We start from the raw sequence: 12,011 nt of genomic DNA on the forward strand, positions 1-12,011 counted from the left end.
GCCGCGAAGACGCAACAGCGCCACGAGCGGCCCACGCGCGACGCTGAGCACCTGCGCGAGTGGCTCGCCACGCATCCGGAGGATCGACGGGGCGCGACGGGCGCCGTGCGCAAGAGTAACCGCACCGACAACGACAGCGCCAAGATGGCCACGAGCAAAGGCGTCATCCAAGGGTACACGGGGGTGGCGGCCGTCGATGCGGCGCATCAGATCATCGTCGTCGCGCAGGCGCACGGCACCGGCACGGCACAGGAGCTGCTGGTGCCCATCGTCGATGGCGCTGCAGCCGCTGCGCGGTGCCACCACGCTGATCACCGCCGATGCGGGTTACCATAGCGAAGCGAATCTCCGCGCGCTGGATACGATGTCGGTCGAGGCGCTGATCGCTGATCGCGACCTGCGCCAACGCGACGAACGCTTCGCGACGCAAGCGCGCCATCAACAGGGGCCGCATCCGCTGCACGACAAGAGTGCGACACCCACGACGTCGACACCGACGGTGTTCACCACCGCCGATTTCACGACCGATGCCGAGGCGCGCACCGGCGTGTGTCCCGCGGGAAAGTCGTTGTACCGTAGCGGGGGAAACCGGAAGACAAACCACCACGTCGGTGCACACGTTCGCGGCGCCAAGCGGGACGGCGGGCCGTGCCCGCTGCGCGCGCAGTGCTTGCGCACGCCAGACACCACCCCGATGCGCAACGTGGCGTTCTTCCATGGACGCATCGACACCGACGGGCCCACGTACACCGCGCGCATGCGAGCGCGCCTCGACGCACCAGAGGGACGCGAAGCGTATGGGCGACGCTTCGCCACGGTGGAGCCGGTGTTCGGCAATCTGCGGGCGAACAAGCGGCTCGATCGTTTCACGCTGCGCGGCCGCGAGAAAGTAAACGGGCAATGGACGCTGTATTGTCTCGTCCACAACATCGAGAAACTCGCCCACGCGGGCTACGCCGCGTAGAGAGCACCGCGGAACGCGCAGCAATACGCGTAATTCCACGCGAAACCGTCGATAAACGCGCGCTTTTTCCGAGTTCGGCGCATCGAGGCGATCACGAGAATCATAGACGACGTCCTGCGGCCGCGAAATCGCCTTATTCTACAGCCTCAACGCTCGCGTTCTGCTGCAACGGCCTTCAATAGGTTGCGGCCAGCGACCGAAGGGAGCAAGGCCGCAATCCTTGAAGCCGTTGTCAACAGCAACGCACCGTTCGGCAGCGCCGGCGCGCGCCGACCCCCCGCATGCGCTCAGTCGTCGCCTGCGTACGCGCTCGCCAATAGCCGGGGCGTCGCCGATGATGCGCGACGGCGAGGACGCGAATGCTGCCATCCGGCGCCACGCGATAGACCGCGGCGTAGGGAAACCGTTCACAGCGCCACCGCCGTCGCCCACGGGCCATGGGCTCACCCGCGTGGGGACGGAGCACCACGAGCGCCGTGACCCGGCGCACCTCGGCGACGAAGTCCGCGCCCAGCTGCGGGAGCCGCGCGCCGTAGTACCGCACCGCGTCCCGGAGCTCCACCAGCGCCTCTTGATGGAACGTGAGCGGCGGTGCCTCCAGGCTCAGCGGACGGTCTCGCCCCGGGCGGCGCGCTGCCCGGCCAGGTCCGCCTCGAGCATGCGGAAGACCTCCGCCGCGGGAATCCCGCTCCGCGGATCCGTGGTCAATTCTGCGTCACGCCGCTCGAGCTCGGCGTCCCACGCGGTGGCGATCGCGGCGGCGGAGTCGCCGGGCAGCTCCGGCTCGAGGCTGGCCAACAGGCGGGTCGCCAAGTCAGCCCGCGCCGCGTCAGGCAAGCGGAACACGGCCGCCGCCAACTGCTCCAAGTCGAGATCCATACCACGCTCCACAGGAGGGGACGGCGGAATCTAACCGCCCTCGGCGCCGCGGCGCCCGCGCGGGACGCCAACGCTGGCGCCTCAGCTACGCCGTGCGCGGGACATGCCGCCGTTCGATCTGCACGTGCGAGCATCGACCAGCGGGGCGACTGCCGAACCGCTGTCTGCAGCAGCGTCAGGTTAGGTAGCGCGCCCACCGATCTCGACCAGCGGTTCACCCGCCGCGAGCAACGTCTCGATGTGCGGCCACGCGTCGCGGAGACTCCCACGGAGAAACGCATTGCTCGTATTCCCGCACGTGAGCCAACTGATCTGCGGCGGCGGACCCCATCGCGCGACGAGCTCCACAAAGTCGCTGTCCTTCGTGAGCACGACCGCGCCTTCGGTGCGTGCCCCCGCGAAGATGACCGGATCTTCGGCGCTGCGGAGACCGAGTGCGCGGACCGCGACAGCATCCACCCCGACGTCGTCGCACAACCACTGGGCGAGCGCGGGGGACAACTGCGCATCGATCCAGACTCGCACCGGTTACGCCGCGAGGACGGGGTGTCCCACGCGACGACTGGCAAAGCGCAGGCACGCCGCGACATCATCGCGCTCCAAGTCGGGCAGCTCCTCAACCACTTGGTCCGCCGTCAGCCCCCCCCGCCAACAAGTCCAGCACATCGCTCACCCGAATGCGCATCCCCCGGATACACGGACGCCCCCCGCATTGATCGGGGTTCACGGTGATACGGTCCATTAACTCCACGGTCTGGCCCATCGGCGGCGCTCGGGGCGGAAGGCACCGGAAAGATACCGGAGCCGCGGCCCCGAGGATAGCCGTGAGGACAGCAGCGAGCGCCACCGACACGCCCCTCCAGTGGTGCGAATTGGCGAATCGCAACCCACGAACGGCGCGGGACTCGCCTCCACACAGAGGCAAGCGCCTCGGAGCCATCAATGTCAGTTGCGCTACTTAACGCCGGCGTTCAGCAGCGAGCAAATGAGATAGAGCGAGCGAAGCGAGCGCACCCGCGTTTGCTCGTCGGCTGCAACGCGAGATTATGCCGCAGGGGCGCGAACGGATCGGCCGCGTGCGTCGTGAACGGCACGCAAGAGGACGTTGGGGGCATGCTCGACGACTTCGAGTAACCGCCGCGACGGCCCATCCGGAACGCGGGCCCCCTGCTCCCACCCGCGGACGGTGCCCACACTCACGTTGAGCGCCTGGGCGAACAGGGGTTGCGAGAGGCCGAGGCGGTCCCGCAGAGCGCGGACCTGCGAGGCCCCGTACGCCGGCGGCGGACTCACGGTGACGTCCGTGATCGTCCGGCGATGGCGTCGTGCTGGACGGAGGGCACCCGCCTCGATCCGGACGGCTTCGCGCATGCTCCTCACCAGCAACGACCCTAGGTTCGTTCGGCGCGCGGTCATTCGTGTACCTCCAACTCGTGGACGAGGCCGCGGAGGGCCTTCTTGTCGGCCGGGCTCAGATCGAGCTGCTCCGCCTTGGCATAGGCCAAGAGGAAGTACACACGGCCGCGGATCTCGACGTACAAATAGGCCACGCGCGCGCTACCGCGCTTGCCTCGACCGGGGAAGGCGACGCGGAGCTTCCGAATCCCGCCGGTGCCCGCCACCATCGCCCCAGCGAGTGGATCGGCGAGCAGCTCCAGCTCGGCGTGTCGCATGCATTCGCCATCGAAGAGGCCGCGTGCGCTGCGTTCGAAGAGCGGCGTGTAGATGAACTCTAGGTCGCGTCGCTCTTCGGCCATAGATGGAACCTACTACTGAGTAGCATGGATTGGCAAGATCAGGCGGTTGGACCTTGCTTGGCGGCATAACACGCTGCGTTCTGCAGCAACGCACAGTTAGACCTCACGGCCACGCGACGTCCAAGGCCTTGCTAATCTTTCGGGCGAGGAAGTCCTTGATCTCCCGGTGTCGTGGCACGGTCGAGACCTTCGAGGCGTCCGCATTGACGAACACCGAATGACTCCCGCCTTCGCGGAGCAAGCGACGCACGTGTGCTGCCAAGGGCCGGACCAAAACGATGCGTTTCACCCGCGCCCCACTACGCGATCAGGCGTTCGCGAATGACGTCGGCGCCCACCAGCGATTGCTCCGCCAGCGCGCGATTGGACTCCAGTACCAGCGCGACGGCCTCGCGCAGATTCTCGCGGGCTTCCTCCAACGTCTCTCCCTGGGTGTTGGCCCCCGGGAGCTCCTCCACAAAGGCGACAAACCCGCCTGCTGGGTCCTTGCGAACGATGGCTGTCAGTTCGAGCGACATCTGAACTCCGTGCAAAAGTGTCCCGAAAGCTACGTCAGGCGTCGGGGCCCGCACCCGAGCAGAGCGGCGGTCGCGTGTTCGGTCGATACGACGCGCACGACTGGAAAGTCGAGGGCTGGGCACGGCTGCTCGGACGACCGGCGCGCGCGCAGATTCCCCTGTCGCGGTGATCATCGACAACCCGATCCGTCCCCGCGGGGGTGTCTGCCAACAGTTGATGATGCGCCTGCGCGTGAGGTGCGTGTGACGGCGTGCGCGGCAGCGCGGAGCGTTTCATCGGCGACGCTCATGCCTTGCGCGCAGCCTGACAAGTGATGTCTAACGCCGCGGTTCAGCTGCAGCGGAACGAAATAGAGCGAGCGAAGCGAGCATACAATAGCTCCGCTGTCTGCTGCAACCGTTTGTTAGCGGGCGGGCGGGAATGGTCGCTGCCGCACCTGCGCGCCTTTCACCACCGTGATGCGTCCGGCGAGTTCCAGATCGTCGCGAAGGGGCAAGGCCTCGAGCAGTTCCCCGGTCGCTGTCGGTGTCTCGGGCGCGCCACGAAAGAGCACCAGCCCGAGTGGTGGCGCATCGGTTCCGCGGACGATGCGCTCCGGCAAATCAAGATCGAAGCCGAAGGTGAGGCGCGCCTCGGCGCGGCCGCGCGCTAACACCACGGGATCACTGACGCCTGGGCTCGCTTCCGCGATCCAGACGACGTCGTAGCCGCGAGCGCGGAGATAGTCGACTGAGGCGCGCGGCACATTCTCGTCTGCCAGCAGGGGACACGCCGCGCCCGGCACCGTCACGCCGCGTCGAACCGGAGCGAATAGAGGGCCTCATCATGGAGCACCTCGGCGGAGTACGCGAACACAGCCCGCAGCGCGTCGGCGTTGAGGGTCGGATAATTCTCCAGCACCTGCGCGGACGTCCAGCCCGCCGCGAACAACCCTAGGACGAATTCGACTGTCAGCCGCGTCCCCTGCACGATCGGTCTGCCGCCGGCGACGTCTGTCGAGGTGGTGATATAGGGCTGCCAGTTCATGAGATCTCCGGTGCGAGGCTGCTGGAAATATACGGACCGTCAGAACCGCGTGGTGCCATCGTCGCAGGGCTGCGACTGCTCCCCCGATGCCGACACGGCACGAACGCCGGATTCGCCCGCTAACGCTCATTGGCCTGCGGGGCATGCCTGCGAGGCGGCCGCTATACAGGCAACTTCTCGCAGCATAACGAAAACGTGCTGCTTCACGCGCAACTCCGCAACCCACGACGGCGCAACGACTTTGCCCGCTGGTCGCCGTTGGTCCCGTTCCCGTTAGGCTGCGAGCTTCGCAGCCTAAACGGACTTCGGCTGGAGGGTTGCCTGGATCGCACCTGTCAGCACCCTACGTCGAGAGGGCTGCGCACCCCGAGCCCGCCACGGTTCAGCACGTGCGTGTACAGCATGGTCGTTTTCACATCTTTGTGCCCCAGTAACTCCTGCACGGTCCGGATGTCCGAGCCCGACTCCAGCAGGTGCGTGGCAAAGGAATGCCGGAACGTATGGCACCCGACGCGTTGCGCGACGCCGGACGTAATACCGGCCGCCGCCACCGCCCGCTGCGCTACCGTCGGGTGGATGTGGTGCGTCCGCCGCGTATCGCTCTCGCGGTGCCAGTACTCACGCGCGGCGGGAAACACCCAGCACCAGCTCCAGTGTCGCGAGGCGCGCGGGATCTTGAGGTCCAGAGCGCCCGGCACTTCCACGAAGCCGCCACCGCGGGCGGCACGCCGCGCCATGATCGCTCGAACGCGCGTCAGGTGCGCGCGCAGCGGCTCGCCCACCGCACCGGGCAGCACGGTGACCCGGTCGCGCTGCCCTTTGCCGCGCCGCACCCGAAGCTCGCCGCGGTCAAAATCGAGATCCTTCACGCGCAGCTGACAGCACTCCTGCAGGCGCAGGCCGCTCCCGTACAACAGCTGGGCCATCAGCAGCGGGGTGCCGGTCAGGCAGGCCAGCACCCGCTGCACGGCCTCCCGCGACAGCACATTAGGGAGAGTGGTGGGCTTCCGCGCCGGCACGAGTCCGGATAGCGCAGCCAGTGGCTGCTCCAATACGTCTCGATAGAGGAACTGGAGCGCCGCGAGTGCCTGATTCTGCGTGGATGCCGCCACGTTCCGCTCGCACGCCAGATACGTCAGGAAGTCTCGCACCTGCACGCCACCGAACGTGGCGGGATGCTGCAGGTTATTCCATCGCACATAACGCACAATCCAATGCACATAGGCCTGCGTCGTGCGCGGACTGTAGCGGCGCACGGCGGCCCGGTCACGCACCAAGAGCAACAGACGTGAGGGCGACATGCCGTACGTTGCACCGTCCATGACCCTTCGCTGTCATCACAATTGTGCGCGTCGCATCACACGGACGCGCGTGACATCTCACCGCTCACGGCTCCGGTCATCACCGCCACCGCATCGGCCATGCCGATCTCGCTCGTGCGCACCAACGCCGCCCGTTTTCCCAGCCGCTGGATGTGAATGCGGTCGGCCAGTTCGAAGACGTGCGGCATGTTGTGGCTGATCAATATCACGCTCAGGCCCCGATCGCGAACGCGTTTGATGAGGTCCAACACCATACCGCTCTCTTTCACGCCGAGCGCGGCGGTGGGTTCGTCGAGTATCACGACGTGCCGCGCAAACGCCGCGCTGCGTGCTACCGCGATGCCCTGACGCTGGCCGCCGGAGAGGGTCTCCACGGCCTGCGTAATGGAGCGAATGCCGATGCCAAGTTGGCGTAACTGCGCCTCGGCTTCGCGCTGCATGCGCGGTCGATCGATGAGACGCAGTAACGAACCCGCCAATCCCGCTCGACGATGCTCGCGCCCCAGAAACAGATTCTCGGCGATCGACATCGCTGGCGCCAGCGCGAGATCCTGATACACCGTTTCAATACCCGCGCGTCGAGCGTCAATGGGTCCGTCGAAGTGCACGCGCGCGCCGTCGAGCCAGATCTCGCCGCGGTCCGGAATCATGGCGCCCGACAGTGCCTTGATGAGCGATGACTTGCCAGCGCCGTTGTCGCCGATCACGGCCATGATCTCGCCGGCGCCCACTTCGAAGTCGGTGCCGTCGAGCGCGGTCACCTGTCCGTAGCGCTTCACGAGGCCGCGCGCCTCCAGCACCGTCATGCTTTTCTCGACCACTGGTCGGTGGCCACGGCCAAAATCACCAACACGCCGGTGACTAGAATCTGATACACCGACGACACGCCCATGAGCGTGAGTCCGTTACGGAACACGCCCACGATCAGCGCACCAACCAACGAACCGACAATAATTCCTCGTCCACCGAACAAGCTCGTACCGCCCAGCACCACGGCCGTCACGGTATCGAGATTTTCCGTCTGGCCGCTTTGGGGATCGCCCACGCCAGTGCGCGCAATCGACAGCAATGCCGCGATACCGGCGCAGAGTCCCGACAACATGTACACGCTGAGGAGCACGCGATTGGTATTGATACCGGCCAGTCGTGCAGCCTCGCTGTTGTTGCCCACGGCGTACACATGACGACCCGCCGCCGTCTCGCGCAGCAACACAAAAGCGAGCGCATACGACGCCAGCATCGCGAGCGCGCCGAACGCAATTGGGGTGTTCCCCACCCGCACGCTGTTACCGAGCCACGTGAACAGGGGTGGTAAGTCGGTGAACGTTTGTGCGCGTGACACGAGCTGCGTGGCGGCGAACGCGATGTTCATCGTCCCGAGTGTGACGATGAACGGCGGCAGCTTGATGCGCGTGACCAGCAGGCCGTTGATCATCCCGGCGAGCGTGGTGACACCCATGCCGCCGGCGATCGCCAACGCCGGATGCCACCCGTGCTTCACGGCCAGCATGCTCATCAAAATCGACCCGAGCGCCATGATCATGCCGCAGGCGAGGTCGATACCACCAGTGAGAATGACCAGCGTCTGGCCGATCGCGAGCACGCCGACCACCATCACCTGGCTCAGCACCAACGAGAGATTGGCGCCGGTCAGGAATCGCGGCGATTGCAGCGCGAAGAAGGCACAGGCGAGCAGCAGCGCAACGAGCGGACCGGCAAAGGCCAGCCGCCGAACGGTCATTTGTAGCCCCAACAGAGCCCGAGTGCTTTGTCCGCGCCAAGACTCGCCACACCGGCCACGCTATCCCTCGCGATGAGTTGCACGCCGGTATCCACGTACCCCGACGCCTTCTTGCCGGTCTTGATGAACGCCATCGCCGCCTCGACACCCAATTCGGCCATGCGCAGCGGGTACTGCTGTGCGGTCGCCGTGAGCGCACCGTCTACGATGTTCTGCACGCCGCGGCAGCTGCCGTCGACCGACACGACGAGCACGCCCTTCTCTTTGCCGGCCTTCTGCAGCGCGTTGAAGGCGCCCGCGGCCGACGGCTCGTTCACCGTGTACACCACGTTGATCTCGGGATGCGCCTGCAAGCAGTTCTCCATGGCCGTTTGTCCCTTGGCCTGATCACCCATGGCGTCGGTCATACACACCACTTCCGGCGGTTGCGCGAGCTCGTTCCGCGTCTTCTCGTACGACGGGAGCCCGAAGCCGCTCAGGAAGCCGTTGTGGCGTTGCGCGCCAGTGGGATTTCCCGGAATCAGATCCAGCGTGGCGATCTTGGCGGGCGTCGCCCCCAAGCGCGCTTTGGCGTACTGGCCAATGAGCTGCCCGGCGCGATAGTTGTCGGTGGCGAAGAGGGCGTCGGTGGCGTCAACCGGGTCGGTCGGGCTGTCGAGGGCGATTACCACAATGCCGGCGTCGCGCGCCTTCTTGATGGCCGGCACGATGGCCTTCGAGTCGCTGGCGGAGATCAGAATGGCCTTGGCACCGGCGGCTACGAGATTCTCGATGGCGGTGACCTGTCCGGCGTTGTCACCATCGGAGCGACCCGCGGCCGCCATCAGCGTGGCGCCCTGCGCCGCGGCGGCCTGTTCGGCCCCTTCCTTCATCTTGACGAAGAACGGGTTCGACGCGGTCTTCGTGATCAGCCCGATTACCGGCTTGCTGTCACCCTTGGGCGAGCAGGCGAACAGCAGCGGGAGGGCGAGGGCGAGGAGACGCCGGGGGACCAGACGGGGCAGGGGATCTATGCGCATAGGCAAGGAAATCAGCACGCAATCGCGATTTGGGCAAGAGAGACCGCCGGCGATTGCGTACGGCCGCAAAACATGACAGCCTTCCCACCATGCGACTCTCATCCCTTCGATTCGTGGTCACCCTAGCGGTCGCGCTGGTAGTCCTCGGCAGCACCGGCTGTGGCCTGATCGGCGCGCGAAAGCCGCTGTCCGTGCGTCAGCAGATCCAGGCGCGCATCGCCAGCGTGCCCGGCGCGCAGGTGTCGATTTCCATGCGTGACGTCGAACGCGGCCGCGCCTTCGATCTGCACGCCGACACCGTGTTTCACGCGGCGAGCATGATGAAGGTCCCGGTGCTGTTCGCGCTGTACGATGCCTTTGCGCAGGGACGGCTGCGCCCGGATCAGACGATCCGGCTCACCAACACGTTCCGGTCGATCGCGGACAGTTCGGCGTACGTGCTCGATCCGGCCGATGATAGCGACAGCACGGTGTATGCGCGCGTGGGGCAGGATGTGGCCGTGCGCTGGCTGGCCGAGCGCATGATCACGCACTCCAGCAACCTCGCGACGAATACGCTGATCACGCTGCTCGAGCCGGCGAAGATCACGGCGCTGGCGCGTGAGCTGGGGGCGAAGAATACCGTGGTGCTTCGCGGTGTGGAGGACACGCCGGCGTTCCGGAAGGGCATGAACAACGTCACGACGGCCAGCGACCTGGTGGTGCTGTTCATTGCCCTGCAGTCGCGACGGGTCGGCGACAGCACCGCAACGGCGGACATGCTCGGCATTCTCGAGCAGCAGGCGTTCAATTCGCAGATCCCGGCCGGGCTGCCGGTCGGCACACGCGTGGCGCACAAGACCGGCAGCATCACCGCCACACGGCACGACGCGGGGTTGGTGTACCCGCCGGAGAAAGCGCCGTACGCGATCGCGATTCTCACACGCAACATCGCTGATCCAAGGGTCGCCGACGCGCTCGCGGCGGATTGCTCACGCATCATCTGGGAGTGGCTGGCCAAATGAATGATCACGATCACGCTGCACGCGGCATTCACGCTGTTGCTCTTGCGCGGGGAACTGCAGCGCAAAGAGCTGAAGATGGCGTCGGCTCGGTTGGCTGCATGAGGCGAACCGTGGCACCGCGACCGCTGCGTGGTTCGTATCAAGGGGTGGTGATGCTCGTGCTGGGTATAACCGCCGGCTGCCGGCCATGGGCGCCGTCATCCCCGCCAGAAACGGCAGCGCAGTTCTACACGCTGATCGATGGTCTTGGTGTACGCGGCGTTCCCGACTCGCTCGCCCTCGACGCGGTGCGACCGTATCTCGATTCTACGTTGGTACGCCTGCTCACCGAGGCGCGGCACGAACGCGACAACGCGTCGCGTCGCGCGCCAGATGAAAAGCCGCCGTTCGTGGAAGGCGACATGTTCGGCAGTCTCTTCGAAGGCAACACGTCATTCGCAATCCGCCGTCTCACTACGCGCGGCGATTCCAGCTTCGCTGTGATTGCGTTCACCAATGCGATGCAGCCGCCTACGGTGAAGTGGACGGACACGCTCGTGATTCTGTCTCGGCCGAACGCGACGCCCAAGAGTCCACAGTTCGTGATCGCCGATTTGCGTTACGGCGCCGTCTGGGACTTCGGCAATCGCGGCACCCTGTTGGGGAACCTTCGCGCGGCGTTGTCGCCCGACAGCGCGGCCGTCGTCCCCCCGCCCGTTACACCCGCAGCGTGCGCCACGCCCCCTTGCGGAACATCACCGCACTGACCTTGGCCATCAGCGTATGCGCCGCCAACATGGCGAACATGACCATACGGAGGTCAATGGTATGGCCGGCCATGGCCGAACTGCCGAATTACGCCATTAAGCGAATAAGCACCATCCAGCGCAAGCTGCCGATGAGCACTTGGAACGTGGCATTCACTGACAGCCGGAGCATCGCGCGCATGGTGTCGGATTCCATGATCAGAAACTCGTGGGTCACACGTATATGGCCTGATCCGCGCATCAAACGCCACACCGCGTAGCACACGCCCGTGCTCCGGCCGATTGTGGTGGCAGCCGCGGCGCCCGTCACGCCCAGCTACGGAAACGGACCCACGCCGAAAATCAGTGAGGGCCCGAGCACGATGTCGATGCCGTTGGCCAGCCACATCACGCGCATCGACACCGCCGCATCGCCCCCGCCGCGTCGTGCCACGAAGAACACATCGGAGAGCGCGAACAGGCTCTCCATGATCATCTCCAGCACCATCGGAAAGGCTTGGCGGAAAATGGAGCGGCCGATCGGGCCCGTGGTGTAATCCCGCGTGGTGCCGCGGAGCGAGCCACGCACCTCCTGCCACCACGACCGTGGCGCGCGCACGTCGCTTCGACGGGGACTATTCTCCAATCGTAAGTCCTTCATCACGTTGCCAATCTGACAAAGGTTGGATCCCCGTTCGAATCTCGGGCGATTTCGGATCGTGTGTCCCGATTCGGCCGATGTCAGATATTGCTATTTTTTGTTATACGCGACAGTTTCCATTCTCACCCAGCGCGAGGTCTGCATGAACGTGTCATTGACGCCCGAGTTCGAGGCTTTTGTCGGCGAGAAAGTGAAGAGCGGGACGTATACGACGGCGAGTGAAGTGGTCCGCGCTGGACTGCGACTACTCCAGGCGTATGATGCCGAACAGATCGCACGGCTTGAAGCGCTGCGAACTGATGTCAGCGCTGGGGTCTCTCAACTCAAGCACGGCGAAGGTCAAGAGGGCGATACCGTATTCGAACGCGTGCGCCGTAAGAGCCGAGTGCGCCGC

18 protein-coding genes and 2 pseudogenes are annotated in these 12,011 nt (G+C 65.7%); 6 read left to right on the forward strand and 14 right to left on the reverse strand.

Translation table 11 applies throughout. The features are described from left to right. A pseudogene (locus tag ACESNG_RS04090) lies at window positions 1-336 on the forward strand (IS1182 family transposase); the annotation flags it as partial. Continuing rightward, complete coding sequence (locus tag ACESNG_RS04095) at window positions 275-964, forward strand: transposase (RefSeq protein ID WP_373067936.1); 690 nt, start codon at window positions 275-277, stop codon at window positions 962-964. The pseudogene ACESNG_RS04090 and the gene ACESNG_RS04095, both read left to right, overlap by 62 nt. Before the next feature lie 232 nt (window positions 965-1,196). On the opposite strand, the gene ACESNG_RS04100 is transcribed toward ACESNG_RS04095, so the two are convergent. The 7 genes and pseudogenes from ACESNG_RS04100 to ACESNG_RS04130 all read right to left on the reverse strand — a co-directional run bounded on the left by ACESNG_RS04100 (window position 1,197) and on the right by ACESNG_RS04130 (window position 4,118). Continuing rightward, window positions 1,197-1,673 carry a type II toxin-antitoxin system RelE/ParE family toxin gene (locus ACESNG_RS04100; protein ID WP_373067948.1) on the reverse strand — a complete coding sequence of 159 codons (477 nt, stop codon included), beginning with the start codon at window positions 1,671-1,673 and terminating at the stop codon, window positions 1,197-1,199. Further along, window positions 1,568-1,843, reverse strand: coding sequence for an addiction module protein (locus ACESNG_RS04105; protein ID WP_373067938.1), 276 nt, complete (start codon window positions 1,841-1,843; stop codon window positions 1,568-1,570). The genes ACESNG_RS04100 and ACESNG_RS04105 overlap by 106 nt, the downstream gene beginning before the upstream one ends. 180 nt (window positions 1,844-2,023) lie before the next feature. Further along, window positions 2,024-2,368, reverse strand: a complete 345-nt coding sequence (locus ACESNG_RS04110) for a DUF5615 family PIN-like protein (RefSeq protein WP_373065458.1) — start codon at window positions 2,366-2,368, stop codon at window positions 2,024-2,026. Between the two features lie 3 nt (window positions 2,369-2,371). Next, window positions 2,372-2,606 (reverse strand): annotated as a pseudogene (locus ACESNG_RS04115) (DUF433 domain-containing protein). 281 nt (window positions 2,607-2,887) lie between these two features. After that, a complete protein-coding gene (locus ACESNG_RS04120; protein WP_373065456.1) occupies window positions 2,888-3,259 on the reverse strand; it encodes a helix-turn-helix domain-containing protein in 372 nt (123 codons plus the stop codon). Next, complete coding sequence (locus tag ACESNG_RS04125) at window positions 3,256-3,600, reverse strand: type II toxin-antitoxin system RelE/ParE family toxin (RefSeq protein WP_373065454.1); 345 nt, start codon at window positions 3,598-3,600, stop codon at window positions 3,256-3,258. Before ACESNG_RS04125 ends, ACESNG_RS04120 begins: the two co-directional genes overlap by 4 nt. A 299-nt stretch (window positions 3,601-3,899) precedes the next feature. Next, on the reverse strand, window positions 3,900-4,118 hold the full coding sequence (locus ACESNG_RS04130) for a type II toxin-antitoxin system HicB family antitoxin (RefSeq protein WP_373065452.1): 219 nt from the start codon (window positions 4,116-4,118) through the stop codon (window positions 3,900-3,902). Between the two features lie 17 nt (window positions 4,119-4,135). On the opposite strand from ACESNG_RS04130, the gene ACESNG_RS04135 reads away from it, so the two are divergent. Then, window positions 4,136-4,288, forward strand: coding sequence for a hypothetical protein (locus ACESNG_RS04135; RefSeq protein WP_373065450.1), 153 nt, complete (start codon window positions 4,136-4,138; stop codon window positions 4,286-4,288). Between the two features lie 234 nt (window positions 4,289-4,522). On the opposite strand, the gene ACESNG_RS04140 is transcribed toward ACESNG_RS04135, so the two are convergent. The 6 genes from ACESNG_RS04140 to ACESNG_RS04165 all read right to left on the reverse strand — a co-directional run bounded on the left by ACESNG_RS04140 (window position 4,523) and on the right by ACESNG_RS04165 (window position 9,227). Continuing rightward, window positions 4,523-4,909, reverse strand: a complete 387-nt coding sequence (locus tag ACESNG_RS04140) for a DUF5615 family PIN-like protein (RefSeq protein ID WP_373065448.1) — start codon at window positions 4,907-4,909, stop codon at window positions 4,523-4,525. Further along, window positions 4,906-5,145 carry a DUF433 domain-containing protein gene (locus tag ACESNG_RS04145; RefSeq protein ID WP_373065446.1) on the reverse strand — a complete coding sequence of 80 codons (240 nt, stop codon included), beginning with the start codon at window positions 5,143-5,145 and terminating at the stop codon, window positions 4,906-4,908. The genes ACESNG_RS04140 and ACESNG_RS04145 overlap by 4 nt, the downstream gene beginning before the upstream one ends. A 335-nt stretch (window positions 5,146-5,480) precedes the next feature. Next, window positions 5,481-6,467, reverse strand: coding sequence for an integron integrase (locus tag ACESNG_RS04150; protein WP_373067940.1), 987 nt, complete (start codon window positions 6,465-6,467; stop codon window positions 5,481-5,483). A 35-nt stretch (window positions 6,468-6,502) separates the two neighbouring features. After that, window positions 6,503-7,273 carry an ATP-binding cassette domain-containing protein gene (locus ACESNG_RS04155; protein WP_373067942.1) on the reverse strand — a complete coding sequence of 257 codons (771 nt, stop codon included), beginning with the start codon at window positions 7,271-7,273 and terminating at the stop codon, window positions 6,503-6,505. Next, entirely contained in the window at window positions 7,270-8,208 is a 939-nt protein-coding gene (locus ACESNG_RS04160) for an ABC transporter permease (protein ID WP_373063794.1), read from the reverse strand. The genes ACESNG_RS04155 and ACESNG_RS04160 overlap by 4 nt, the downstream gene beginning before the upstream one ends. Continuing rightward, on the reverse strand, window positions 8,205-9,227 hold the full coding sequence (locus ACESNG_RS04165) for a sugar ABC transporter substrate-binding protein (RefSeq protein ID WP_373063796.1): 1,023 nt from the start codon (window positions 9,225-9,227) through the stop codon (window positions 8,205-8,207). Before ACESNG_RS04165 ends, ACESNG_RS04160 begins: the two co-directional genes overlap by 4 nt. 89 nt (window positions 9,228-9,316) lie before the next feature. On the opposite strand from ACESNG_RS04165, the gene ACESNG_RS04170 reads away from it, so the two are divergent. After that, window positions 9,317-10,231, forward strand: a complete 915-nt coding sequence (locus tag ACESNG_RS04170) for a serine hydrolase (protein ID WP_373063798.1) — start codon at window positions 9,317-9,319, stop codon at window positions 10,229-10,231. Window positions 10,232-10,341: 110 nt separating this feature from the next. After that, the gene (locus ACESNG_RS04175) at window positions 10,342-10,977 is read left to right on the forward strand and encodes a hypothetical protein (RefSeq protein WP_373063800.1); all 636 of its coding nucleotides are present in this window, start codon (window positions 10,342-10,344) and stop codon (window positions 10,975-10,977) included. A 316-nt stretch (window positions 10,978-11,293) separates the two neighbouring features. On the opposite strand, the gene ACESNG_RS04180 is transcribed toward ACESNG_RS04175, so the two are convergent. Then, entirely contained in the window at window positions 11,294-11,575 is a 282-nt protein-coding gene (locus ACESNG_RS04180) for a hypothetical protein (protein ID WP_373067944.1), read from the reverse strand. A gap of 100 nt (window positions 11,576-11,675) precedes the next feature. Between ACESNG_RS04180 and ACESNG_RS04185 the strand changes: the two genes are divergently transcribed. Beyond that, a partial coding sequence (locus ACESNG_RS04185) for a type II toxin-antitoxin system ParD family antitoxin (RefSeq protein ID WP_373067946.1) occupies window positions 11,676-12,011 on the forward strand: 336 nt, incomplete at its 3' end.

The organism is Gemmatimonas sp. (assembly GCF_041689975.1).
In the GTDB taxonomy this organism is placed as follows: Bacteria; Gemmatimonadota; Gemmatimonadetes; order Gemmatimonadales; family Gemmatimonadaceae; genus Gemmatimonas.

Excerpts from the sequence above, each read along its gene's own strand:
- ACESNG_RS04120 (WP_373065456.1), bottom strand. The coding sequence starts at position 3,259 with ATGACCGCGCGCCGAACGAACCTAGGGTCGTTGCTGGTGAGGAGCATG.
- ACESNG_RS04145 (WP_373065446.1), bottom strand. The coding sequence starts at position 5,145 with ATGAACTGGCAGCCCTATATCACCACCTCGACAGACGTCGCCGGCGGC.
- ACESNG_RS04160 (WP_373063794.1), bottom strand. The coding sequence starts at position 8,208 with ATGACCGTTCGGCGGCTGGCCTTTGCCGGTCCGCTCGTTGCGCTGCTG.
- ACESNG_RS04125 (WP_373065454.1), bottom strand. The coding sequence starts at position 3,600 with ATGGCCGAAGAGCGACGCGACCTAGAGTTCATCTACACGCCGCTCTTC.
- ACESNG_RS04105 (WP_373067938.1), bottom strand. The coding sequence starts at position 1,843 with ATGGATCTCGACTTGGAGCAGTTGGCGGCGGCCGTGTTCCGCTTGCCT.
- ACESNG_RS04130 (WP_373065452.1), bottom strand. The coding sequence starts at position 4,118 with ATGTCGCTCGAACTGACAGCCATCGTTCGCAAGGACCCAGCAGGCGGG.
- ACESNG_RS04150 (WP_373067940.1), bottom strand. The coding sequence starts at position 6,467 with ATGGACGGTGCAACGTACGGCATGTCGCCCTCACGTCTGTTGCTCTTG.
- ACESNG_RS04155 (WP_373067942.1), bottom strand. The coding sequence starts at position 7,273 with ATGACGGTGCTGGAGGCGCGCGGCCTCGTGAAGCGCTACGGACAGGTG.
- ACESNG_RS04095 (WP_373067936.1), top strand. The coding sequence starts at position 275 with ATGGCGCTGCAGCCGCTGCGCGGTGCCACCACGCTGATCACCGCCGAT.
- ACESNG_RS04165 (WP_373063796.1), bottom strand. The coding sequence starts at position 9,227 with ATGCGCATAGATCCCCTGCCCCGTCTGGTCCCCCGGCGTCTCCTCGCC.
- ACESNG_RS04170 (WP_373063798.1), top strand. The coding sequence starts at position 9,317 with ATGCGACTCTCATCCCTTCGATTCGTGGTCACCCTAGCGGTCGCGCTG.